General features: G+C 66.1%; 23 protein-coding genes. 14 read left to right on the top strand and 9 right to left on the bottom strand.

Going from position 1 to position 23,933, the window contains the following annotated elements; translation table 11 throughout:
- Positions 1 to 2: 2 nt before the first annotated feature.
- From Q7V45_RS11415 to Q7V45_RS11425, 3 genes are all read left to right on the top strand, one after another.
- On the top strand, positions 3 to 2,252 hold the full coding sequence (locus Q7V45_RS11415) for a mechanosensitive ion channel family protein (RefSeq protein ID WP_304851789.1): 2,250 nt from the start codon (positions 3 to 5) through the stop codon (positions 2,250 to 2,252).
- Between the two features lie 105 nt (positions 2,253 to 2,357).
- Positions 2,358 to 2,633, top strand: a complete 276-nt coding sequence (locus tag Q7V45_RS11420) for a hypothetical protein (RefSeq protein ID WP_304851793.1) — start codon at positions 2,358 to 2,360, stop codon at positions 2,631 to 2,633.
- A 70-nt stretch (positions 2,634 to 2,703) separates the two neighbouring features.
- Positions 2,704 to 3,270, top strand: a complete 567-nt coding sequence (locus Q7V45_RS11425) for a TIGR00645 family protein (RefSeq protein ID WP_304851796.1) — start codon at positions 2,704 to 2,706, stop codon at positions 3,268 to 3,270.
- Positions 3,271 to 3,336: 66 nt separating this feature from the next.
- Here Q7V45_RS11425 and Q7V45_RS11430 read toward each other — a convergent pair whose 3' ends face one another.
- On the bottom strand, positions 3,337 to 4,893 hold the full coding sequence (locus tag Q7V45_RS11430) for a gamma-glutamyltransferase family protein (RefSeq protein WP_304851799.1): 1,557 nt from the start codon (positions 4,891 to 4,893) through the stop codon (positions 3,337 to 3,339).
- Positions 4,894 to 4,988: 95 nt separating this feature from the next.
- Here Q7V45_RS11430 and Q7V45_RS11435 point away from each other — a divergent pair, with 95 nt between their 5' ends.
- The 5 genes from Q7V45_RS11435 to Q7V45_RS11455 are packed head-to-tail and all read left to right on the top strand — an operon-like array spanning position 4,989 to position 9,343.
- Positions 4,989 to 5,546, top strand: coding sequence for an RNA polymerase sigma factor (locus Q7V45_RS11435; protein WP_304851802.1), 558 nt, complete (start codon positions 4,989 to 4,991; stop codon positions 5,544 to 5,546).
- A 38-nt stretch (positions 5,547 to 5,584) separates the two neighbouring features.
- A complete protein-coding gene (locus tag Q7V45_RS11440) occupies positions 5,585 to 6,121 on the top strand; it encodes a hypothetical protein (RefSeq protein ID WP_304851806.1) in 537 nt (178 codons plus the stop codon).
- Position 6,122: 1 nt separating this feature from the next.
- On the top strand, positions 6,123 to 6,677 hold the full coding sequence (locus Q7V45_RS11445) for a Spy/CpxP family protein refolding chaperone (RefSeq protein WP_304851809.1): 555 nt from the start codon (positions 6,123 to 6,125) through the stop codon (positions 6,675 to 6,677).
- A gap of 10 nt (positions 6,678 to 6,687) precedes the next feature.
- The gene (locus Q7V45_RS11450) at positions 6,688 to 8,250 is read left to right on the top strand and encodes a DUF1800 family protein (protein WP_304851812.1); all 1,563 of its coding nucleotides are present in this window, start codon (positions 6,688 to 6,690) and stop codon (positions 8,248 to 8,250) included.
- Positions 8,251 to 8,260: 10 nt separating this feature from the next.
- On the top strand, positions 8,261 to 9,343 hold the full coding sequence (locus Q7V45_RS11455; RefSeq protein ID WP_304851815.1) for a DUF1501 domain-containing protein: 1,083 nt from the start codon (positions 8,261 to 8,263) through the stop codon (positions 9,341 to 9,343).
- Here the strand turns inward: Q7V45_RS11455 and Q7V45_RS11460 are convergent.
- From Q7V45_RS11460 to Q7V45_RS11485, 6 genes are read right to left on the bottom strand one after another with little or no spacing between them, the layout of a single operon-like run.
- A complete protein-coding gene (locus Q7V45_RS11460) occupies positions 9,337 to 10,812 on the bottom strand; it encodes an MFS transporter (RefSeq protein WP_304851818.1) in 1,476 nt (491 codons plus the stop codon). The two genes, Q7V45_RS11455 and Q7V45_RS11460, sit on opposite strands and share 7 nt — an antisense overlap.
- Before the next feature lie 60 nt (positions 10,813 to 10,872).
- On the bottom strand, positions 10,873 to 12,045 hold the full coding sequence (locus tag Q7V45_RS11465; protein ID WP_304851821.1) for a cyclopropane-fatty-acyl-phospholipid synthase family protein: 1,173 nt from the start codon (positions 12,043 to 12,045) through the stop codon (positions 10,873 to 10,875).
- Between the two features lie 16 nt (positions 12,046 to 12,061).
- A complete protein-coding gene (locus tag Q7V45_RS11470) occupies positions 12,062 to 12,835 on the bottom strand; it encodes a DUF1365 domain-containing protein (RefSeq protein WP_304851823.1) in 774 nt (257 codons plus the stop codon).
- Entirely contained in the window at positions 12,832 to 14,199 is a 1,368-nt protein-coding gene (locus tag Q7V45_RS11475; protein ID WP_304851826.1) for an NAD(P)/FAD-dependent oxidoreductase, read from the bottom strand. Before Q7V45_RS11475 ends, Q7V45_RS11470 begins: the two co-directional genes overlap by 4 nt.
- Before the next feature lie 24 nt (positions 14,200 to 14,223).
- Complete coding sequence (locus Q7V45_RS11480; protein WP_304851829.1) at positions 14,224 to 15,624, bottom strand: deoxyribodipyrimidine photo-lyase; 1,401 nt, start codon at positions 15,622 to 15,624, stop codon at positions 14,224 to 14,226.
- Between the two features lie 49 nt (positions 15,625 to 15,673).
- The gene (locus Q7V45_RS11485; RefSeq protein ID WP_304851833.1) at positions 15,674 to 16,552 is read right to left on the bottom strand and encodes an EipB family protein; all 879 of its coding nucleotides are present in this window, start codon (positions 16,550 to 16,552) and stop codon (positions 15,674 to 15,676) included.
- Between the two features lie 15 nt (positions 16,553 to 16,567).
- Between Q7V45_RS11485 and pdeM the strand changes: the two genes are divergently transcribed.
- Together pdeM and Q7V45_RS11495 are read left to right on the top strand one after the other, a co-directional pair.
- Positions 16,568 to 17,266: a ligase-associated DNA damage response endonuclease PdeM gene (gene pdeM / locus Q7V45_RS11490; protein WP_304851836.1), complete on the top strand. Its 699-nt coding sequence runs from the start codon at positions 16,568 to 16,570 to the stop codon at positions 17,264 to 17,266.
- A gap of 254 nt (positions 17,267 to 17,520) precedes the next feature.
- A complete protein-coding gene (locus tag Q7V45_RS11495; protein WP_304851839.1) occupies positions 17,521 to 20,073 on the top strand; it encodes a calcium-binding protein in 2,553 nt (850 codons plus the stop codon).
- Between the two features lie 49 nt (positions 20,074 to 20,122).
- On the opposite strand, the gene Q7V45_RS11500 is transcribed toward Q7V45_RS11495, so the two are convergent.
- Positions 20,123 to 20,923, bottom strand: coding sequence for a 2-keto-4-pentenoate hydratase (locus tag Q7V45_RS11500; protein ID WP_304851842.1), 801 nt, complete (start codon positions 20,921 to 20,923; stop codon positions 20,123 to 20,125).
- Between the two features lie 47 nt (positions 20,924 to 20,970).
- On the opposite strand from Q7V45_RS11500, the gene mobA reads away from it, so the two are divergent.
- Positions 20,971 to 21,651 (top strand): molybdenum cofactor guanylyltransferase MobA, encoded by a 681-nt coding sequence (gene mobA / locus Q7V45_RS11505; protein WP_304851845.1) that lies wholly within the window; start codon positions 20,971 to 20,973, stop codon positions 21,649 to 21,651.
- Here the strand turns inward: mobA and Q7V45_RS11510 are convergent.
- A complete protein-coding gene (locus Q7V45_RS11510) occupies positions 21,614 to 21,808 on the bottom strand; it encodes a DUF3553 domain-containing protein (protein ID WP_304851848.1) in 195 nt (64 codons plus the stop codon). The genes mobA and Q7V45_RS11510 overlap by 38 nt on opposite strands.
- A 102-nt stretch (positions 21,809 to 21,910) precedes the next feature.
- On the opposite strand from Q7V45_RS11510, the gene Q7V45_RS11515 reads away from it, so the two are divergent.
- The 3 genes from Q7V45_RS11515 to Q7V45_RS11525 are packed head-to-tail and all read left to right on the top strand — an operon-like array spanning position 21,911 to position 23,758.
- Positions 21,911 to 22,159, top strand: coding sequence for a DUF2282 domain-containing protein (locus Q7V45_RS11515; protein WP_304851851.1), 249 nt, complete (start codon positions 21,911 to 21,913; stop codon positions 22,157 to 22,159).
- A 2-nt stretch (positions 22,160 to 22,161) separates the two neighbouring features.
- Positions 22,162 to 23,001 (top strand): DUF692 domain-containing protein, encoded by an 840-nt coding sequence (locus tag Q7V45_RS11520; RefSeq protein WP_304851854.1) that lies wholly within the window; start codon positions 22,162 to 22,164, stop codon positions 22,999 to 23,001.
- Positions 22,985 to 23,758: a DNA-binding domain-containing protein gene (locus tag Q7V45_RS11525; RefSeq protein ID WP_304851857.1), complete on the top strand. Its 774-nt coding sequence runs from the start codon at positions 22,985 to 22,987 to the stop codon at positions 23,756 to 23,758. Before Q7V45_RS11520 ends, Q7V45_RS11525 begins: the two co-directional genes overlap by 17 nt.
- Positions 23,759 to 23,933: the final 175 nt, after the last annotated feature.

Here is a 23,933-nt window from a genome sequence, read left to right on the forward strand (position 1 = left end):
TCGTGAACGCTCTTCGCACGCTTGCTTTGGCGTTGACGCTTGCCCTGGGGATGGGCGTTCCGGCACAGGCGCAGACGCCGGCCTCTCCGCCCGCCGGGCTTTCGCAGCAGCAATTCGACTCGTTGGTCGATGCGATCAGCAATTCGGTTTCCGAGAAGCTGAAGGCTGAAGGCGCGCCTGCGCCGGCCGCCGCGCCTGCTCCGGCCCCCGCCGCATCCGAATCCAAGTCGAAGTCCAAGGCGCCGCCGCCGCCCAAGATCGTGCGGGTCGAAACGAAAACGGGCCCCGATCCGTTTGCCGCTTTCATCGATGGCACAGTGAAGGTCGTCAACGCCCTTCCCACGCTCGGTACCGAACTCGCGCGCATTGCAAGCCTTCTCGACCAGCAGGCGGCGGGCGGACGGGGCGCGTCGACCTTCCTGCTGCTTCTCTGCGTCGTGGGCGTGGTCGCCGTCGCAGCCGAAGCCATGCTGCGCCTCCTGCTCCACCGGTTCAGGCTGAGGCTGGCGGCGAATGCCGGGCCCGAACTCGGCGTGCGGTCGATCGCCTACCTCGCGGGTCTTGCGATTCTGGATGGGCTGGGTGTGCTTGCCGTCTGGCTGATCTGCAATGCGGCGACGGGCCTCTGGTTCACCGGCACCACGGGGCAGGACAGGCTGGCCGCAGCCGTGCTGGCCGGCATCTTCTCCTGGCGGCTCTATATGCTGCTGGTCCGCGTCGTCCTGCAGCCCGAACTGGCGAGCGCGCGTCTCTGTGCGGTCGACGATCGGGAGGCGAAGGTCATGTACCTGCGGATCGCCGTGGTGATGCTGGTCATCGTCCTCATGCGCATCCTGGGTCAGATCCTGGTCGCCATTCGCACGCCGGCGGATGCCATCGCGGCCTTCCAGGTCGTGGGCGGCTTCCTCTATCTTGCGACGTTCCTGTGGCTGGCCTACCGGTCGCGTGTCGCCGCGCAGCAATGGTTCGGCGGGTTGGGAGAGCTTGCGCCGGTGATCGGCGGCCTGGGCCGCCGGTGGATTCCCATTGCACCCCTGTTCTTCATCGCCCTGGGCGTGACGCTCATCTACGGGGCCGTCTCCGGGTCCGTGCATGTCGGTTCGGCGATGGTTCTGACGCTGAACCTGGTCGTTGGCGTACTGATCTTCGAGACGCTGATGCAGGCCTTCGTCCGCCGCCTCGATTCCCAGCTTGCCGGCCGGACGCCGGCCAGTTCGACGCCGAAGCTGCCCGACGTCGTGGCGCGCTGCATCCGTGTTGCCGTTCTCATCGCCGTCGCGGTGATGGTCGCCGAAAGCTGGGTCGTGAACGTGCTCGGCCTGGTGAACGTCAGCGAATGGGAGCAGCTCACGAGTTCCTCGCGCACGGCCGGTGCCACGCTGTTCGTGGCCTTCGTCGCGTGGGAGCTCTTCAAGTACATGACCGACCCCTATATGGGGCCGAAGACCAAGGATGCCGCGCAGGCGATCGCCGATGGGGATGCGGCTGCCGGGCCGGCCTCACGAATCAGTACCATGATGCCGCTGATGCGGCGCACCGCAGCCGTGCTGATCATTCTCGTCGCCGTGATGGTCGCGCTGCAGGATTTCGGCATCAATATCACCCCATTGATCGCCGGCGCCTCGGTGTTCGGCATTGCGATCTCGTTCGGCAGCCAGACTCTGGTGAAGGATATCGTGTCGGGCCTGTTTTACCTGTCCGACGATGCATTCCGGGTCGGCGAGTACATCGACTGCGGCAAGGCCAAGGGCACGGTCGAGGGCTTTACCCTGCGCTCGATCAAGCTGCGGCACCAGAACGGCCAGGTGCACACGATCCCGTTCGGCCAGCTCGGCCAGATCACCAACTTCAGCCGCGACTGGATCACGACGAAGTTCAACCTGCGCTTTGCCCGCGACACGGACATCGAGAAGTTGCGCAAGGCGTCGAAGAAGATCGGCGCCGACATGATGGAGATGCCGGCCCTGGCCAGCCAGATCCTGGCGCCCTTCAAGATGCAGGGTGTCGCGGACATTACGGGCAATGCCATCCTGGTGCGGTTCAAGTTCACGGCCCGGCCGGGCAATCCGGCGGCGATCCAGCGTGAGGCCATGAAGCGCATGTTCAGCACCTTTCCGGCGCTCGGTTTCGAGTTCGCGAAGGATGGCGCCAATGTCGTGGTGCACACCGGCTCGGCGTCCAACGACCCGGGAGGGGAGGGGCTGCCTCCGGTACCGGCGCCTGCGAATGTGCCGGCTGCGGCGGCTGGCTGACACGGTCGATTAATCCGCCGTCGCTCCTGACAATCCCGAGCCGTCGCCCCATATGAGAATGGGCGGCTGCGCAGCGTCCCGCGAGGTCTTGCGCCAAGGGGGATGATGTCCACGCGCACGACGCTCACGTCCGTAACGTTCACCTGTCCGTTCACCCTCTCCGCGGTGGATGGGGTGCAGCCCGCCGGCACCTATCGTGTCGTTACCGAGGAGCAGCCCCTGGAGGGTCTGAGCTTCGGGGCCTATCTGCGAACGGCGACGATGCTCCACCTTCCGGCGACCCCGGCGCCCGGCCAGACCCGCCAGGTCGTGCCTGTCGACCCTGACGAACTCTCCGCCTTGCTGGCTGCCGACAAGGATCAGGCCGACTTGGGAGTGTAACCGCAGGCCGGTTGCAAGGGGCGGCGGGATAGGGCAAATGCCCGCTCCCAACACTCCGAAGAGGGCTTATATGGCGACCGAAGAAGCGCGTTCCGAACCCGTACGTGACCCCCGCAGCCTTCGGCCGATCCCCCGGTTCATCTTCGCGTCACGATGGCTTCAGCTTCCGCTCTATCTGGGCTTGATCGTGGCGCAGGTCGTCTACGTCTTCCTGTTCCTGAAGGAACTCCTGCACCTCGTCGTCGAGAGCCCCAGCGTGACCGAACTGCAGGCCATGCTGATCGTCCTGGGCCTGATCGACGTGGTCATGATCTCCAACCTGCTGATCATGGTGATCGTGGGCGGTTACGAGACCTTCGTGTCGCGCATGGAGCTGAACCGCCATCCCGACCAGCCGGAATGGCTGAGCCACGTAAATGCGAGCGTCCTCAAGATCAAGCTGGCGATGGCGATCATCGGGATTTCGTCGATCCACCTGCTTCGGACCTTCATCGAGGCCGGCAGTCTCGGTAAGCCGGACGCCGCCTATACCGAAGCCGCCATCATGTGGCAGTCGATCATCCACGCTCTGTTCATCCTGTCGGCCGTGGGCATTGCCATCGTCGACCGGATCTCCCAGCCGCCCGGGCATCGCTGAACAACCGGGGCAGGTCCGGGAACTCCTTCTCCCGCCGGCCGGGCGCCGGCGGGAGGGCGTCAGGGCCTACTGTGCCGCGCCGCCCGCCCAGGGCGACATGATCTCGTTCATGCCGGTGAGCTCGCCAGTCCTGGGATCGCGCACGATGCAGGACGGGTTGGCGAAGCCCAGCGGCGAAACCGGATTGTCGACCTCGACCATCGGCAGCCTGGCCGCGATCGCCTGCTTGACCTCGTCGGGCAGGTCGCGGTTCACCCGGATCGGCCCAACGCCGGAAATGTCGACTCGCGGTTGATGGAAGGCCGCTTCCACGTCCATACCCCGGTCTATCAGCATCAGCGAGAGCTGGGAGACGGCCGGCACGATGCGCCGTCCGCCCGACGCGCCGATGCAGAACCAGGGCTGGCCGTCCTTCACCACGACGACCGGGCAGATGTTGCAAAGCGGCTTCTTGCCCGGGGCGATCGAGTTCGGCCGGTTGGGCTCGGGATCGAACCACAACATGCCGTTGTTCATGGTGATGCCGGTCTTCGGCAGCATCACGCAGGAGCCGAACAGGCTCATCAGCGTCTGGGTCAGCGCCACCATGTTGCCCTCAGAGTCGGCGGCGCAGAAATGCGTGGTGCAGGTGTCGGTCGGCTTGTCGCCCAGTGTCTTCAGCCGCTCGTCGTAGGCCTTGTGCATGCCCTCGGCGATGGCGGCGAAAAACTCGGCGCCGGGCGCGCCCTTGCCCCTGGTCGCGGCGCCGGCGAGCTCGATGGCGCGGCGCAGAGTCGGACCGGCCGTGAGGCCGCCCGCGACGTTTACCGTGACGCCATTGTGCTCGAAGGCGAGGGGATCGACGATCCTGGCCTCGTAGCTCGCGAGATCCTCGTAGGAGATGGCCGAGCCACCGGCCTGCAGGTCGGCGGCGATGTCGCGCGCGAGGCTGCCTTCATAGTACTCGCGCGGGCCGCCTTCGGCGAGGCGCCGCATGGTTTCGCCGAGATTGCCGAGCTTGATGTAGCGCCGGGTGCCGGCCCAGTCGCTCGCCGGCACGCGGCCGTCGTCGCACAGGTAGCTGGCCTTGGAGGCGGGGTATTTCTCGAGATGCCTCGCGCCGTTGGCGATCATCACCTGCATGTACCAGTCGAGTTCCATACCGCGCTGGGCAAGCTCGACCCCGGGCTGGAGCACGTCCTTCCAGGCGACCGTGCCGAAGCGTTCCAGCGCCTTGGCGAGGCCCGCGACCATGCCGGGCACGGCGATCGAGTGGTAGCCGACCTCGTTGCGCTGCTCCTTGATGTCGGGCCAGGCGAAGGGATTGGCCGGGCCGGGGCCTACGATCTCGTAGACCGACGGATCGAGCTTCTTTGCGGAGACCGGACCGTAGTCGACCGTCCAGGCGCGACCCTCCTTGGCGCTCCAGATCGTCATGAAGCCGACGCCACCGATACCGCTCATCCAGGGTTCGAGCGCGCCGATGGCCATGCCGGTGGCGACCGCTGCGTCGATGGCGTTGCCGCCCTTGCGCAGGATCGAGGCGCCGACTTCGGCTGCCTTTGCGTTCTGGGCGACGACCACACCCTTGCCGCGAACCGCATGCTTGGTGAATTTCAGTTGCCGTGTCAGCGATTCGCTCATCGATGCTCCTCAAATGGTAGGAGAACTGTAGCGGGGCCTCATTTGGCCACAAAGCCTGTTAAACTGCAGGGCGGACCGGCGGAAAGATCGTGGGTGTGGCTGAACTGAACCTGATCGATCTGCAGGCGCTTACCAGAGGCGACAAACGCACATGGGATGCGTTCGTGGTGGCCGCCGCGCCCTTGATCAACGCCGTCGTCCGCCGGACCCTCAGCGCTTACCGGCTGAGCGAAGAGGATGTCATGGACGCCGCCCAGGACGTCTTCGTCCGGCTATGCGCCCAGGACTTCAGGCTGTTGAAAACCTACGATCCGGCCCGCGCCGGCCTGCCGACCTGGCTGTCCGTGGTATCGCGATCCTGCGCCATCGACCATCTGCGGCGCCGGCGTCAGGCCACCGAGCCGATCGATGACGTCCCGGAGGCTTTTCTGGGGGTGGAGGATCGCCATGTGGAGAAACTCAGGATCCCCGATGGCCTGCTGACGGCCCGGCAGGTTCTCGTCCTGAAATACCTCTACGACGAGGAGCGCGACGTCACGGAAGTTGCACGGCTGCTGTCCGTCGATGCGCAGACCATCCGGAGTACCCATCACAAGGCTTTGCTGAGGCTGCGTGCGCATTTCCGGGAGGAAGGTCCCGGCGATGGGGGATGAATCGCCATGTTTTGGCGTAGTATGAGCAGGAGCGACCTATGAACACCCAGCGGACCCCGAGGAGCGACAAGGAGCTGTGGCGGAACCTCGCCATCCAGTCCCCCGTTGCGCCTGTCTCCGCCCCTGCAGCGGTGAGCGAAATGGACCTCGCCGCCTGGCTCGAAGGCCGTCTGACCGAGGAAGCCGCCGGGCCGATCGAGGCGGCTGTGGCGGCGGACCCGGCGCTGCGGCGCGCCGCTCTCGACCTCGCCGATATTCTCGGCAAGCCCCTGCCGGCCGCGCCCGAGCGAATGGTCGTGCGCGCCCGCGCGCTGGTTGGCTTCGAGGCCGAGCGCACGATCGCGTCGGGCGGCCTTTTCAGCAGATGGCTGTTCGGACGTTCGCGTCATGCCCTCCAGCAGGGCGTCATGGCGGTGGCGGCCGTGGTGATTGCGGCCGGTGGCTTCATGGTGGGTGGTGGGTTGAGTGAATCGCTCGCCCGGCAAGGCGAGGGCCATTCGGCGACCGAGACCGTAAGTACGACGAGCACTGCCTCGAACGAGGTCAGCGAGTTCTTCGCCGGCGACGGCATCTGACATGACCTCGCGCCTGATCCAGATTCTGCTCGGCCTCTCGCTGCTATTGAACACTTTCGTCCTTGCGGGCTTCATCTACCGCAGCTGGATCGCGCCGCCGTTCGACATGCACGGGATGCCGCCCCCACCGCGCGGAGCGCCCGGCCTGCCGGGGCAGCCGGGCGGTCCGCGCCTCAATCCGGTTGAGATGGTGGTGCGCGATCTCGATCTCGATGCCGACCAGCGCAAGGTCATGCAGGACCTGTTCGATCAGTATGCGAAGGAGCGACGCGAGCGCCTGCAGGCGATTGCACGCCTCCGCGAGCAGACAAGCCTGGAAATTTCCCGCATGCCCCGCGACATGGCGAAGATCGATGCCCTCGTCGATCAGGTCAGTCAGTTGCGCGCCGAGCAGCAGAAGGAGACGCTGCGGACGTTGACCCAGCTCGAGCCGAGTCTCCGGCCCGGTCAGCGCGAACGCCTGCAAAGGCTGCTCATCGACCGTGTCGCTTCGCCGCCACCGCCACCACCGCCTCATCGCCCGCCGGGCGGAGGCCCGCCGCGTCCGCCACAATAGGAGGCCTGTCGTGAGCACACGCCTGAGGCGTCGCAGTTTCGTGGGAGGGGCCGCAGCCTTCTCCGCCGGTCTCTCGACGGGCCTTTGGTCCGTGGCGCCAGCGCGCGCGACACTGGCGATGGGCTTCGACGACGCGCGGCATCTTCTGTCGCGTACCTCGTTCGGCATGACGCCGGCGGAGATCCGTTCGCTCGAGACGGTCGCCTATGCCAGCGCCGTCGACCGCCTGCTGACCAATCCCCGGCGCGAGGCGATGACGCCCGCGCCCGACTGGATCGGCATGGGCCCGGCCGAATTGCAGCGGCGTCAGAAGTCGGCCGAAGCCCAGCGCAAGCAGGGGGTCGACGGCAAGGTGCTGGAGGTTATGCTGCCGGTCCGGGAGCAGGGCCGCGAGTTGAGGAACTGGTGGGTCGAGGAGATGATCACGACCGACCAGCCACTGGTCGAGCGCATGACCCTGTTCTGGCACGGGCACTTCACTTCCTCGCTGATGAAAGTGCGCCATCCGTCGTCCTTGTTCCGCCAGAACGCCCTGTTCCGGCGCGAGGCGCTGGGCAATTACGCGAGCCTGCTGAGGTCCGTCGCGCGCGACCCGGCGATGCTCATCTATCTCGACGGCAGGGGATCGGTGGCGCGCCAGCCCAACGAGAATTTTGCCCGCGAGTTGCTCGAGCTTTTCACCCTGGGCGAGGGCCGGTACGGCGAAGCCGACATCAAGGCGGTGGCGCGTGCCTTCACCGGCTGGAGCGTCGACCGCGAGTCAGGGCAGTTCGTCGAGCATCCGGACCGGCACGACGATGGCCAGAAGACCTTCCTCGGCAAGTCTGGCCGCTTCGGCGGCGACGAGATCCTGACGATCCTGCTGGCCCAACCGCGCACGGCCGAGATGATCGTCGAGAAACTGTGGCGCGAGTTCGTGTCGCTGAAGCCCGATCCCGCCGAAGTGACGCGCCTGGCGGGCGGATTCCGCCAGGGTGGCTACGAGATCAAGCCGCTGATGCGGGCGCTCCTCCTGTCGGCGGCCTTCCGCGACCCCGCCAACCGGGGCGCCCTCATCAAGTCACCGGTCGACCTCATCGTCGGCTCGGTCCGTGTGCTCGGCCTCCCAGTACCCGAGAAGACCGGACTCGTCCGTATGCTGCAGGGCCTGGGGCAGGTGCCGTTCGACCCGCCGAACGTGAAAGGCTGGGCCGGCGGCGAGAGCTGGATCTCGACCTACACGCTGCTGCTGCGCCAGCAGTTCCTGCGGCGCATGATCGAGGCGACCAGCGTGGCGCCGATGGATGGCGGCATGCGGATGGCCGATCGTCCCAACCGGCGCGCCGACCGCCGCGAGCAGCTTCCCGCCGCGGAGACCATGCAGATGATGGATCCGCCGCGCCCGGTCGAAGGCCGCAGCCTGCGCAATGCCGGCAACGAGGTGCGCCTCGGCCCGACGCTGGCGGGTGTCGACAGCGCCGTGCTCCTGCAAACGCTGCTGCCGCGTCAGCCGGTCGATGGCGTCGATGCCAGCGGGACTGCGGGCGCGATCGTGGCAGCGGCGCTGCTCGACACGGCCTACCAGTTGAAGTGAGGAGGATGCCGTGAGCCGTATTCTCCTGCTGGTCGAACTGAAGGGCGGCAACGACGGGCTAAACACGCTCGTGCCCTATGCCGATCCCAGATACCGCGAACTGCGTGCCGGCATCGGCGTGTCCCGCGAGAGGGTCGTGCAGCTCGATGAGAAGGTCGGCCTGCACGAAAAGCTCTTGCCGCTGATGGACTCCTGGAGGGCGGGCGACCTCGCGATCGTCCAGGGCGTCGGCTACCCCTATCCGAACCGCTCGCACTTCCGCTCGATCGAGATCTGGGACACCGCCTCCGCTGCATCCCAGACGCTGAGCGAAGGCTGGATCGCCCAAACCTTCAGGGGCGCCCGGCTGGGCAAGGGGATCGGTGTCGACTGCATCGTTGCGGACACCAACGCATTGCCGTCGACCGGCCCATCACTGCGCACCATCGTGATGCAGGACGCCGAGAACTTCCTGCGCCAGGCCAATGGCGTCGCCGCGGAGTCGGCAATGAATGACGGCGGCAATCCGGCGCTGCGCCACCTGCTGGCGGTGCGGCAGGAGATCAACGCCGCGGCCGCTGGCCTGCGCGACCGGCTGCGCGACGCGCCGGCGCCGGCCGAAGCCTATCCGCAGGAACTTCTGCTGGGCCGCCAACTCGATCTCGCCACACGTGTACTCTCCGCCAGCGTGCCCGTGGTGGCGATCAAGGTGGCGCTGGGTGGCTTCGACACGCATGCGAACCAGACGCCGACGCACGAGCGCCTGCTGGGGTTCCTGGCGTCCAACCTTGCGGTCCTGCGCCGGAACCTGATCGCCGCCAACCTCTGGAAGGACGTGGTGGTGATGACCTATTCGGAGTTCGGTCGGCGCGCCAAGCAGAACGCCAGCGGCGGCACCGACCATGGCACGTCAGCGCCCCAGTTCGTCATGGGGGGCGGCGTGAAGGGCGGCCTTTACGGCGCCTATCCGTCGCTGTCCGATCTCCAGGATGGCGACCTCAGGCACACGGTCGACTTCCGCAACGTCTTCGCCACGCTGGCCCGGGACTGCTGGGGCCAGTCGTATGATTTCGGCCTGCGTCAGCCGCAGAGGCTCGATTTCCTCGCTCAGTGAATCCTGGCGACGCCCCGTCCCAGGAGCTCGTCGCGCACGGACCCGCGGTCGGCCTCGATCCGGATGTACCAGATGAGCAGCGCCGCAATGATCTTGATGATCACCGGAACGACGATGTAGACGAAGATTAACGCCGTCCCGCTGTACAGCCCCTGGGAAGGATTGAATCCCAGCAGCGCGGCCACCGGCAGCGAGCCGGCGGCGCCGATGGCCGTCGCCAGCTTGGTCGACAGCGCCCACAGGCCAAAATAGGCGCCGGTGTCGCCCTTCGTGTCCTTGCCCTCGTCGGAGTTGATGATGTCGGCGAGGACCGATGGCGGCAGGCCGTAGTCGGCCCCGATGCCGAGGCCGGTGATGACGGCGATCGGCATGAACCAGACGAAGTCGCCGGCGCCGAGGAAGACGCCGAACGACATCGACACGGCCGTCAGGACCATGGCGATGAACCAGGCGGTCGTCTTGCTGTAGCGCTGCGACAGCAGCATCCAGAGCGGCACGCTGGCGGCGGCGGCGCCGAAATAGACCAGCAGGATGATCCCGGCCTGCAGCTTGTTCCCCTTCAGCACATGCTCGACGTAGAAGAGCATCACCGAAACCGCGACGCCCAGCGCGGCGCCGTTGACGATGAACACGAGCAGCAGGCGACGAAACAGCTTGTTCTTCAGCGGCGCGAAGAACGGGATCAGCGTCTTGACCGTGGCGCTTCGCTCCATGTTTCGGGTCGGCCGGGCAAGCCACGGCACCAGGCCGATCAACCAGTCGCGGAAGTACCGGACATGGATCTCCGGATTCTCCCGCACGACCGGCGGATGCACCGAGGGCGGCGACCAGAGCAGGGTCGGCAGAGAGAACAGCACGGCGATGGGGATGAAGATCAGCCCCATGTAAACGTAGCCGGCATGCTCGCCCATCTGAGCGGTGAAGTAGGTGGGGAGCACCACCGCCAGGGTCATGCCGATAAGGCCGAAGACCTCGCGGCCGACCGTCACCCTGGTTCGCTCGTTGTAGTCGTCGGTCAGCTCCGCCCCGTGGGCGTGATAGCTGATCGACACGCCGGCATAGCCGAGATGGACCACGAAGAGGGCCACGAACAGCCAGGTCGCCAGCCATACGGGCTGGGTGAACAGGGACTCCGGTGGATGAAACAGCATGTAGAAGCCGCCGATCAGCAGCGGCAGCATCAGCGCCACGAAGGTGAGACGTCCGCGCGGGCCGCGATGGGTGAACTTGTCGCTGATCAGGCCGATCACCGGATCCTGGATGGCGTCGATCACGCGCGTCGTGATGAAGATCAGGCCCATGATGCCGAGTGGCACCTTGAGCACCTCTCCATAGAAATGGCTGACGTTCAGAACCACCGGCAGGGCCGCCATGTTGAGCGGGAGCTGATTGGTGGAGTAGGCGACGAGACGGTCGAAGCGCAGTCTTATGGACGTCGTCGAGCCGGGGCCGGACTTGGGCGAATGCACGCGGATTTTGCCTTCCTGTTCGGCTCACCTTTGACCGGGCGGCCTTTTGATTGCCGACAGTTATATATGCCTGAAGTGTGCCTGCAAAACGTCCGTGCGGCGCGTCGAGAAGCCTGCGGCACAATAGGCGAGATAATATCGCCACATTCTGCGGAAGCGCTCATCGAAGCCCATGCGGTCGACCTGGTCGGCCACCCCGTCGAAGCGGCCCAGCCAGGTTTCCAGCGTCCGCGCATAGTCCAGTCCGAAACTGTAGAGTTCGGCCACCTTGAGGCCGGCCTGCCGGCACTGCTCGCGCAGGCTGGAGGGCGACAGGAGCATGCCGCCGGGAAAGACGTAGGTCTGGATGAATTCCGGATGCTTGCGGTAGCGCTCGAAGAAATCATCGGCGATCACGATGGCCTGCACGATCGCCGAACCGCCAGGCACCACATGACGTTTCAGCGTCGCGAAATAGTCGGGCCAGTATCGTTCGCCGACGGCTTCGATCATCTCGATCGACACGATATGGTCGTACTGGCCCTCGATGTCGCGATAGTCTCGGAACTGCAGGTCGACCCGGTCCGCCAGCCCTGCCCGCTCCAGGCGGGCGCGGGCATAGTCCAGCTGCTCCCTGGAGATGGTCACGCCGGTGACACGCATGCCACGCCGGGCGGCGACTTCGGCAAAGCCGCCCCAGCCGCACCCGATCTCTAGGATGCTGTCGCCCTGGCGGGCGCCGAGTTGGGTCAGGATGCGCTCATACTTGGCGATTTGGGCGACCTCGAGTGGTTTCTCCACCTCGCCCTCATACAGGGCGGAAGAATAGGTCATCGAGGGATCGAGCCACAGGCCGTAGAACTCGTTGCCCAGGTCGTAGTGGGCATGGATGTTCTTCTTCGATCCCTCACGGGTGTTCTCGTGTCGCCGGTGCAGCAACTTCAGCAGCAGGCCATGGAAGAAATTCGTTCGCGTGATCTTGCCCAGCGCCTGTTCGTTGGCGAGCAGCAGGCCGATCAAGGTTGGCAGGTCGGGTGAATCGCAGAAGCCCTCCATGTAGGCTTCTGCGAATCCCATGTCGCCGTCGAGCAGGACCCGGCGAAACAAGCGCCAGTCGCGCACGTCGATCTCGGCATGTGGCGATGCGTCGGCCCTGCCGAACGAGCGCACGCTGCCGTCGGGAAGTCGCACATTCAGGCGACCGACGGACAGACGTTCCAGGGATTTCAGGACAAACCGGGCGGCGAAGGTCATGCGGTCCGAGATGATGTCAACGGGTCACGAGCTCCGACGGCGGTGCTGGCTTGGCGTAAAATCTCGCCCGCTTCCGCCACAGATGCAAGGCCTGCCAGTGGATGCGAACCACGACGCCAAGGGTCATGGTCGGGTTTGCGAGAAAGCGCCGCAAGACACCGCGGTCGTCCAGCGGCTCGCGCCGGCCGCCGACCGAGGTGGCGAGCATCAGGCCCTGGGAATCGTGGTAGTTCACGTCGACATGGGCACGCTCGTCGTCGAGCCGAAAGCGGAAGCGATAGCCGCCCTCGATCGGCAGGAAGGGCGAGACGTGGAAGACCTTGCGGCCTTCGAGCCACTGGTCTGGCCTGATCGGCGCACCGTCCTCGTGATGGACGAGGTAGCAATGGCTCTCGCCGAACGTGTTGTTGACCTCGCAAAGGACAGCCCGAAGAGCGCCCTTGCGGTCTCTGCAGAACCAGAAGCTTACCGGATTGAACACGTAGCCCAGCATGCGCGGCATGGTCATCAGCACGACCTCGCCGTCGCAGATGTCTTGCACGCCCTGCTTCTGCAGGATGTCCTTCAGCCAGGCCTTGAGATCCGAACCGTCCCGCGCGCCATGGTCGGCGCGCCGGAAGGAGACGGCGCCGCGGCGCTCGAGCTTGAGCCAGCGGCCGGCGGCACTTTCGAGCGAATCGAGGCCGAGGCAGAGATAGCCGACCTTGTACCGGAACGCGTTCTCGCGTGGCCTGAGCCGGCGATGCACGACGGTGGCGTCGACGATCGAATGAGGGGACGCGCCGCTCACGTCGTTTCCGTCGCGACCCGCGCCGCGACCGGAATCGGCAGCGGCGGGAGGGCGGGTCGGTCGGCCACGACGCGCGGCGGATCGCCGATCCGGCGGTGCTCGTCGGGACGTGGCCAGGGCCGATGGACGCCGAGCTGCTCGGCGACGTCGAGGCCTGCCGAAAGCGCGTCCTCGTGGAATCCGTACCCGCAGTAACTGCCGCAGAAGTAGGTGTCGCGCACACCCTGGATGCGATGCAGATCGCGCTGTGCGCGGATCGCGCCCGCGTCGTACATCGGATGCTCGAACGAGAAGCGTGAATGCGCCGCCGTCGGCGCCGGCACCCGACCCGGGTTCACGGAGACGAAGAGCGGCGCGCTGTCCGGCAGGTTCTGCAAGCGGTTCATCCAGTAGGTCACGCTGACGTTGCTGTCGCGGCTGCGGCTGTCGGCAACGTAGTTCCAGCTCGCCCAGGCGCTGCGGCGCTTCGGCATCAGGCTCTCGTCCCCGTGCAGCCATACCTCGTTCGTAGAGTAGGCGAAGCGGCCCAGCAGGTCGCGCTCCCTCTCGTCGGCGTCGGTAAGCAGGGAAAGCGCCTGATCGGCATGGCAGGCGAGCACGACCCTGTCGAAGCGATCCCAGTGACCGCCCGCGTCGCGCACTTCCACACCTTGCGCAGTGCGCCGGACCGCGCTGGCCGGCGTCGCCAGCCGTGCACGGGCGCGCAGCGGTGCCACGAGCCGCTCGACATAGGAGCGGCTGCCGCCGCTCACTGTGCGCCACTGCAGTTGTCGGCCGATCGACAGGAGCCCGTGATTGTTGAAGAATCGGGCGAACGTCTGGGCAGGATAATCGAGCATGCGTCCGGTTGGCGTCGACCAGATGCAAGCCGCCATGGGCACGAGATAGCGGTCGCGGAAGGCTGCACCGAAGCCCGCCTGTTCGATGAAGTCGCCGATGGTGAAGTCGAGATCCTCGGCCTTGTCGAGAAGCTGCGGCGCCATGCGGTTGAAACGCAGGATGTCGTGCGTCATGCGCAGGAAGGAGGGGCGGGCGAGGTTTCTGCGCTGGGCGAAGTAGCCGGCGAACGAGCTTGCGTATTCGAACCCGCCGTCATCGAGGCTGACGGCGAACGACATGTCCGACGGTTCGGTCGGCACGCCGAGATGGTCGAAGAGGGCAATGAGATTGGGATAGTTGCGCTCGTTGAAGACGATGAAGCCGACATCGACCGGCAGGCGCCCTTGCTTCGTCGGCGCTTCGACCGTGCAGGAGTGTCCGCCGAAGCGGTTCTCCCGTTCGTAGACGACCACGTCGTGGCTGCGGCTGAGGAGCCAGGCGGCCCCAAGACCGGACACGCCGGCGCCGATGACGGCGATTTTCATTCCGAAAGCTCTCCCTGGATGCTTCTAAGCTGATTTCTTGATGGATTGGAAGGCGGCCAGTGCCCGATTCCGGGCGGCGCCGTGCTCCACGATCTGCCCCGGGTACACGTCGGCCGGCACAGCCGCTGCCCATGGACGATGAATCGTGTCGTTGGGCAGGTGGGCGAGTTCGGGTACCCAGTGCCGGACATAGTCCCCGTCGGGATCGAATTTCTCGCCCTGGAGGACGGGATTGAAGACACGAAAGTAGGGGGCGGCATCGGCGCCGCAGCCGGCGACCCATTGCCAGCCGGTCGCGTTGTTCGCGAGGTCCGCGTCGACCAGCGTGTCCCAGAACCAGCGTTCGCCCTGGCGCCAGTCGATCAACAGGTCCTTGGTCAGAAACGACGCCACGATCATGCGCACGCGGTTGTGCATCCACCCGGTCGCCCAGAGCTCGCGCATCCCGGCATCGACTATGGGATAGCCCGTTCGCCCGCCTTGCCAGGCGGCCAGCGCTTCTTCCGGATCCGCCCATGGAAACGCATCAAACTCGGGCCGGAAGTTGCGTTCCGCCAGGTCGCCGTTGTGAAAGAGGAGGTGGTAGGCGAATTCGCGCCAGCCCATTTCCGACAGGAACTTCTCCGTTGCGGCCGAGGCTCCCCGAGTCATCGTGGCCTGCCAGACCTGACGGGGCGAGATCTCACCGAAAGCGAGATGGGGTGACAGGCGGGACGTTCCTTCCACCGCCGGGAGGTCGCGCGCATTGCGATAGTGCTCGAGCGCATCGTCGAGGAAATGTGTGAGCCGCTGCTGCGCGCCGTCCTCACCGGGCGTCCAGGCGACGCGCATTCCGCCCGCCCAGTCGGGCGCGGTCGGCAGCAGGCGCCACGAGGCGAGCGGTTCGCTGGTCGGCCACGAGTCAGGAGCCGGCAGACTCTTCGGGGCAGGCAGTGGCGCGCCGGGCGGCGGTGCCGCGCGGCAGGCTCGCCAGAAGGGAGTGAAGACCTTGAACGCGCCGCCGCTCTGGGTGGTTATCTCCCAGGGCTCGAAGAGAAGGTTGGCCTTGAAGCTCTCGACCGAGATGCCCCGCTCCGACAACGCCTTCTTTAGGCGCGTATCACGCTCGCGGGAGCCCCGGTCGTAGGCGCGGTTCCAGTAAACCGACGTGGCCCCATATTCTGTCGCGAGGTCGCCCAGCACCTTCTCGGCTGGCCCGCGGCGCAGAACCAGGCGCGATCCAAGCCTTCGGAGGGACGCCTCGAGGGACTGCAAACTGTAATGAAGCCACCAGCGCGAGGCGGCACCGGGTGCCCTGACGCCGCCGGTTTCCCCGTCCAGCACGAATACCGGTACGACCGCGTGCCCCGACTCCAGCGCCTTGATCAGCGCGGGATTGTCCGAAAGGCGGAGGTCGTTACGGAACCAGACGATCGAAACCGACATGTGCGGCATACGCACCTGTCGAATGAACGGATGACCGGCCGCGACCGGGTCAGGAGCGGGGGCAGTTTGGCAGCGGCCGCATCTCGAGGCTCTGGAGATCCGCGGTGACCGCAATCAGGCCGGTATCGACTGTGAGCCGGTCGAGGACGCCGTTCTCGAACACCTGGGCCGTCACCGAAAAGAGCGGGCGCTGGGCCTGGTCGCGACCGCGGGTGAAAGTCATGAACACCGGCCATGACTTGCCCTTGGGTGTGGTGACGGGCTTGTCCGTCGGCCGCGACGCCCGCAAGCGGTCATCTTCCAGCTGCGTCACGTCGATCAGGAACCCGTCCCCCATCACCTCCGGATCGAACATCAGGGCGGGAAAAGAAGCGGCGTTGGCACGGAGCCGTTCGGTAAGATGATCGATGGCGGCCACCGGCATCAATGTTGCGAAGGGCAGGAAAAATTGAGAGGGCTGGCCGCCGGCCGTCGCGATTTCGGCGCGCAACTCGCCCTGCGTGCGCTGGATCCGCCCCTTCGTCTCGCGCTTGTTGCCGTTCTGAACCTGCGTGGTCTGGTAGCGGAGGCTGTTGCCGCTGCGGGGCTCCTCGGCATCGAGCCTGGAGGAAAGACTCATCTTCCATGACGCGGTCAGCGCGATCTCGGTCTTGATGTCGCGCTTGAGGTGCCAGCCGGCGCAATCCTGCGAAAGATCGTGGATTGCGGTGCCGATGCGTGGCGCGTTGGCGGCGGCGCCCAGTCGCAGCACGTACTCTGCGCGATGCGGCTGCATCTGCGCGAAGGCCAACTGCGGACCGCACAGGAGCGCGGCAAGGACGAAACACACAAGGCGAAGCATTACGCCACCTTGCGTACGGGTCTGTATCGGGTCAATCGTGCATTGCATGAATTTGCGAGAGATCGTGGCAGGAATCTGGCGGCGCATGAATCCCGGGGGCTCATGAACCGGCTTGAGTTCATCTGCGCGGGAGAGCCGCTCGAAGCGCTGCCGATGGGCGCCTTGCACTGGCCGGCCGAGAGGCTGCTGGCGGTGGCCGATCTTCATCTGGAGAAGGGCTCGTCCTACGCGGTCAACGCCCGCAAGTTGCTGCCGCGCTACGACACGCGGCAGACCCTGGGGGCGCTGGCGGCGCTGATCGATGCCGTGCAACCGCACACCGTCGTTTGCCTGGGCGACTCGTTCCATGATCGTGCAGCAGCCGAGCGGATTCCGGATCAGGAGCGTGGAGAGATCGAGCGACTCGCGTCACGAACGCGCTTCGTGTGGATTGCCGGCAACCACGATCCCCTGCCGCCGCCTTCCGGCTGGGGGGAGGTCGCGGAGGAGATCAAGGCGGGGCCGTTGGTGTTCCGGCATGAGGCTCTCTTCGGGCCAGCCGAGGGTGAAGTCTCGGGCCACTATCATCCCGTCGCGGCGCTCACGGTAAGGGGACGCGGCCTGCGCCGCCGCTGCTTCCTCACCGACGGCAGCCGGCTCATCCTCCCGGCGTTCGGCGCCTATGCCGGCGGTCTCAACGCGCTCGACCCGGCCATCTCGCAACTCTTCCCGGCCGACTACGACGCGTTGGTGGTCGGCCGCGATGCGGTGCGCCGCCTGTCGTGGCGCCAGCTCCGGCCGGATCCGGCGTCATGGGGATGATCGTGCCGAGACCGCTGCGTCAATCGTAACTCGAAGGCGGTGGCCGCGAGGTCCGCTCCCGGCGGCCGCCCAGGCCCGGGACGCGGGCGGTCGTTCGCACGCGAAACAAGCGAAACAATGCACGAGGCTGCCGAAATTCGCAGGCAACCCACGCTCACGACACTGGTGCCATCCAAGGTGGCACCGGGCGCTGATTGAACGCCCTCAACTGCTGCCAAGGCCACGTTGCTGGTCTCAGCAAGGAGGACGACGTCATGGCGAAGATCAGGGGCACCAATCTCGACGACGAGCTGTTCGGCACGGATGCGAACGACATCCTCTATGGCTATGCGGGGGAAGACTTGCTGTACGGCGGTTCGGGCCGTGATGTTCTGGTCGGAGGCGAGGGCGCCGATACCATGTCGGGCGGCACCGGTGATGACACCTATTACGTCGACGATGCCGGCGACCTGGTCGTGGAGCTTGTGGGCGAGGGCACTGACCTCGTCAGGAGCAGCGCGACCCACTTGCTGGGGGCCAATGTCGAGAACCTGACGTTGCGGGGCTACGGCGATATCGCCGGGACGGGCAACGACCTCGACAACAGCCTGACCGGCAACGACGGGAACAATGTGCTGGACGGTGGACTGGGCAATGACACTATCAACGGCGGTCTGGGGAACGACACGCTGATCGGCGGCGCCGGTGCAGACAGGCTGAACGGCGGTGGCGGGGCCGACACGATGGAGGGCGGCACCGGCGACGACACTTACTTCGTCGACGATGCCGGCGACCAGGTCCTGGAGCAGGTGGGCGAGGGCACCGACCTCGTCAGGAGCAGCGTGGCCTACGTGCTTGGAGCCAATGTCGAGAACCTCGCATTGCTGGGTAACGGCGACCTCACCGGGACGGGCAACGACCTCGACAACGGCCTGACTGGCAACAACGGGCACAACGTGCTGGACGGCGGGCTTGGCAACGACAGGATCAACGGCGGTCTGGGCAACGACACGCTGATCGGTGGCGCCGGCGCGGACAGGCTGAACGGCGGCGCGGGGGCGGACACGATGTCGGGCGGCGCCGGCGACGACACCTACGTCGTCAACAATGCGGACGACACGGTGATCGAGGCCGCGGGTGAGGGCATCGACCTCGTCAAGAGCAGGGTGGCCTACACGCTGGGGGCCAATGTCGAGAACCTGGCGCTGAAGGGCGACGGCGACGTCGCCGGAACGGGCAACGGTCTCGACAATAGCCTGACCGGCAACATAGGGGACAACGTGCTGGAGGGCGGGCTCGGCAACGACACCCTGTACGGCAGAGCTGGCGACGACACGCTGATCGGCGGCGAGGGCATCGACTTGCTTGTCGGCGAAGCTGGCAACGACACCTACTTCGTGGACAACGTATCGGATACGGTCGTGGAGGCGGCGGAAGAGGGCGCCGACACGGTCCTTGCTTCCGTGAGCTACACGCTGGGCGCCAACGTCGAGAACCTCACCTTGACGGGCGACAGCTACATCAATGCGACCGGCAACGACCTGGACAACGTGCTGACCGGCAACTGGCGCAGCAACACTCTCAATGGCGGCGTCGGCGCCGACACGATGGCGGGAGGCATGGGCCAGGATGTCTACCATGTCGACAACGTCGGTGACGTGATTGTCGAAGCGCTCAACGAGGGCATCGACGATGTCATCAGCACGATCAGCTACGTTCTGGGCGCGAACCTCGAGAACCTCGAGTTGCTGGGCAGCGCCGCCATCGACGCCACCGGCAATTCGCTTGGAAACGAGCTGTTCGGCAACAGTGGCGTCAACATCCTCGATGGTGGGGTTGGCAACGACACGCTCAACGGCAGGGGCGGCGCCGATACCATGATCGGCGGTACGGGCAACGACATCTACTTCGTCGATACGGTCGGTGATCAGGTGATCGAGGCGACCGGCGAAGGCACCGATCGTGTCAACAGTTCGGTCAGTTACATCCTTGTCGCCAATGTCGAGAACCTGACGCTGACCGGAAGTGCCAACATCGACGGTATCGGCAATGCGCTCAACAACGCCCTCGTTGGCAATGCCGGCAACAACGTCCTCGATGGCGGCCTGGGTGTCGATGCGATGTCGGGCGGTGCCGGCAACGATACCTACATCGTGGACAACGTATCGGACACGGTGACGGAAGCTGCCAATGCCGGGACCGACACGGTGATGTCGTCGATGGACTGGACGCTGGGCGCCAACGTCGAGAACCTGATCCTGTCCGGCACGGCCAATCTCAGTGGCAGCGGCAACGACGACGACAACGTCCTGACCGGTAATGGCGGAAGCAACGGGCTGGTCGGTGGGGCCGGCAACGACACGATCGACGGCATGGCGGGCGCCGATACGATCGAGGGCGGTGCCGGCAACGACATTCTGATGGGCGGCAACGGTGCTGACAGTCTGGACGGCGGCGAGGGCGACGACACGCTGTACGGTGGGCTTGGAACCGATCGCCTGAGCGGAGGGGCGGGCAGCGACAGTTTCGTCTTCAACACCGCCTTCACCATCACCAACTCCGACACCATCACCGACTTCAATGTGGCCGACGATGTCATCCTCCTGGACGATGCGGTCTTCACCGCACTGTCGGTCGGCCCCCTGTCCAGCGACGCCTTCCGGATCGGTTCGGCGGCGTTGGAGGCGGACGACAGGATCGTCTTCAACGCCGGGACCGGCGCCTTGTCCTACGACGCCGACGGTAGTGGCGGCGGGCTCGCGATTCAATTCGCAACGCTGCAATCGCCGACGGGAATCCTCACGGCGGCCGACTTCCTCGTCGTTTGATCAGACTTGGCTGGGGCGGCGCTCTCTTGCCGGCCCCGGCACAGGCTCTCTAGCGCGGCAGTTCGTACTTGAGCGTCACCTCGCCCAGTCCCTCGATCCTGCCGGTGGCGGTGCTGCCCGGCGGTACGAACTGACAGGCGACCATGCTGCCCGACGAGACGATCATGCCCTTCCTTAGGCGCTTGCCGTGATCGCCGAGCTTGTTCGCCAGCCAAGCCAGCGAATTGTAGCAGTGGCCCAGCACGTCGCCCGAATGGCCCTCGCGCACGACCTTGCCGTCGAAGGAGACGGAGCCGTGCAGGTTGCCGAGGTCGAGCTTCTCCCAGTCCCGGTTTGGCTTGGCGAGCAAGGAGCCGCCGTTCCAGCCGGCATCCATGATCAGCGGATTGACGGCGAGGCGGCTGTAGTCGGCTCCGCGGTCCTCGATCAATTCGAACCCGGCGCGGGCTTCGCCGACATATTGCGCGATCGAGTCCCGGTCGTAGGGCTTGCCCTTTGGCGCCGGCACGTCGGCGTTGACGATCAGGATGATCTCCAGTTCGGCGCCCAGTCGCGTCCAGCGATCGGCGCGAACCGTCGCCTTGTGCTTGAACACGCGCTTCTTGCGGATCGGCCCGTACGCCGGCCCCTTCAGCCCGGTCTGCGCCAGGATCTGCGGCGATGTCAGGGCGATCTTGTATCCGACGAGCGGGCCCTGCTTGGCGACCTGCTTCTTCAGGAAGGCGTCCTGGACCTTGTAGGCGAGACGTTCGTCGTCGGTCGCGAACCGTTCCGGCCACCATCCGACCACGGCGCGCGCCTTGTCGACCTGATGAAGCCACGTGGCGGCCTTGGCGATGCTGAACGTCATTGGAGGCTCCCCCTTGCTTGATTTCTTCATCGTCGCATAGTGCCACCATGGCGATGAGAACGGTGCAGAAATTCGGGCCCGTACGCAGCGGCGCGGTCGTGGGCGTGGTGCTTGCCGGCGGCGAGGGGCGACGCATGGGACCGGGCGCGCTCAAGCCGCTGCGGCTGCTCGCGGGGCGGCCCATGGTGGCACACGTCGTGGACCGGCTGCGGCCGCAGGTCATGGACCTCGTGATCGTGGCCAACGACCCGGCGCCGGAGTTCCGCGCGCTGGGCGTGCCGGTGGTCGGCGATCCCCCCGATATCCAGGAGGCGGCTCGGCGCGAGGGACGGCGGCTCGGGCCGTTGGCCGGCATCCTCGCCGGGATGGAATGGGCCCGCCGGCATCACCCTCATTCCGGCTGGGTCCTGACGGCGCCCGCCGACGTGCCGTTCCTGCCGCTCGATCTCACCGTCCGGCTGTGCGGCCTGATGCACGTGCCCGAACCGGACGTTCTCATGGTGCGCCATGGCAAGCGCCGAGAACACACGCTCGCCGTCTGGTCGGTGAAGCTCGCCGCGGATCTGCGCCGGGCCATCCTCGAGGAGGGCATGCGGCGGGTCGAGACCTTCGCCCAGCGTTATGCCTTCGAGGAACTCGTCTGGCCGGGCAACGCCGCGCCGTTCCTGAACGTCAACACGCCGGCCGAGCTCAGCGAGGCGATGCGCCGTCTGGAGCGAGTTCGATGACGTTTCCGTCGATGACGACCTTGCCGGCATTCTCGAAATTGACGGTGATGCGGTGGCCGATCATCGACTGGATCTGGCCCGGGCCCCAGTCCGGGCGGCCGGGATGACGCACGAAGTCGCCGGGGCTCAGCAGTCCATTGCCGGGCTTGTCGAACAAGTTTTCGTTACTCCGCCGCTGTGGGTACGTTATCGCGAGGCCGACGCCCTGTTGCCGCAATCTGCAGTATAGACTGGGCGTCGTCATTCACTGGAGGACACAATGAACTCGACCCGCCTCGCCATCGCCTCGGCCCTCGCCGCCGCGCTCGTGCTGCCGGCCGCCACCAGCCAGGCGCAGGGAAACATGGAGAAATGCTACGGCATCGCGAAGGCCGGCAAGAACGACTGCCAGACCGCGAAGTCGTCCTGTGCGGGCACGTCGAAGAAGGATTCGCAGGCCGACGCCTGGGTGTCGGTGCCCAAGGGCGCCTGCGAGAAGATCGTTGGCGGCAAACTCACGGCCAGCTGAGCGTGCAACCGGTCGCGGGCATCGGGCTGCGTTCGCCGCATCTTGCGGACATCGCGCGCGACCGGCCGGCGACCGGCTTTCTCGAGATCCATGCCGAGAATTACCTCGCGAACTCGCCGGCGCTTCGGACTGTCGAGAGACTGCGCGAGGATTATGAATTCTCCGTCCATGCCGTCGGCCTCTCGCTCGGGTCGGTCGACGGGTTAGACGAGGCGCATCTCGATCGTGTCGCGGCGCTGATCCGCCGTCTCGAGCCGACACTGGTCTCCGACCATCTGTCCTGGAGCTTCACGGACGGCCGCTATTTCAACGATCTGCTGCCGCTGCCCTACACCGAGGAGGCGCTCCAGGTCGTCGAGCGCAATGTGCGCCGGCTGCAGGAGCGGCTCGGGCGACAGGTTCTGGTCGAGAACCCGTCCTGCTATCTGGCGTTCGCGCATTCGACCTTGTCCGAGCCGGAGTTCCTGGCCGAGCTCGCCCGTCGAACCGGCTGCGGACTGTTGGTCGACGCCAACAACATCGTGGTCACGGCACACAATCTGCGGCTCGATACCCGGGCATGGCTCCAGGAGCTGCCGCCGGCGGCGATTGGCCAGTATCACTTGGCCGGCCACGCCGTGAACGATGCCGACGGGGAGCCGATCCTGATCGACGATCACGGCAGCGGGGTCGGCGAGGGCGTGTGGAGTTTGTTCGGCGAGATCGTGCGCCGCTACGGGCCGCGCCCGACGCTGGTCGAATGGGACACCGATCTTCCGGCTCTCGACGTATTGCTCGATGAGGCGCGGCAGGCGGGCCGAGCGCTCGCAGCCGAGGCAGAGAGCAATGCTCGCGCTGCGTGAGCTGCAGGCGGCTTTCGCGGCACATCTGACGGGCGAGGACCGGCCCGACCTTGCCGATGCCGTCGTGGGCGACACGATCTCCGCCGCGGCGCGCCTGCGCATCCATCGCCATCACGTCGGACAGAGCCTGGCGGGGGCACTCGCATCGACGTTCCCGACCGTGCAGGCAATCGTCGGCGAGGCGTTCTTCCGGACTTTGGCGGAGGGGTTCGTGTTGCGCGAGTTGCCGGGGCAACCGGTGCTGGCCGAGTATGGGGTGGGCTTTTCGGCCTTCGTCTCGGGCTACGGGCCGGCGGCCGCGCTGCCCTACCTCGCCGACATGGCTCAACTCGATTGGGCCCTGAACCTCGCTTTCCATGCGCCGCTGGAGGGCAGGCTGACCGCTTCCGACCTGGCCCACCTGTCCGCCGAGCGCCTGTTCGACCTGAGGCCGGCTTTGGCGGCCGGTGCGACCCTGCTTCGGTCGCCTTACCCGATCGACCGGATTTGGCATGGCTCCCAGCCCGGCGCGACCGTCGGGACCGTTTCTCTGGAGGAAGGGCCGGCGTCGGTGCTGGTCCTGCGCCGGCCGGACGATGCCGCCTTCGCAAGCCTGGACGCGGCGGAAGCATCCTTCGTCGCGGCGCTGGCGGGGGGAGCCAGCCTGGGAGAAGCGTCGGAAGCCGCGGTCTCCGTCGAAGCTGCCTTCGATCCGTCCAGCACCTTGGCCAGGCTGCTGGCCTTGGGCGTATTTGCTGCGTTGCGGCATGACTGCTGACGAGCTGACCGAAAAGCCTCGAAACTTTGGTATTATACCAACCGACAGAACTCATGACGCACTGGCCCATGCTCGTTGAGTAATGGAAGCGAGAATCGCGGGAGCAGCGATGAGGCCATTCCAGGCGTTGCAGCAGGCGTCGACGATGTCGTCGTAGGTGTCATGGACGCGCAAG

This window comes from Reyranella sp. (genome assembly GCF_030651995.1).
In the GTDB taxonomy this organism is placed as follows: domain Bacteria; phylum Pseudomonadota; class Alphaproteobacteria; order Reyranellales; family Reyranellaceae; genus Reyranella.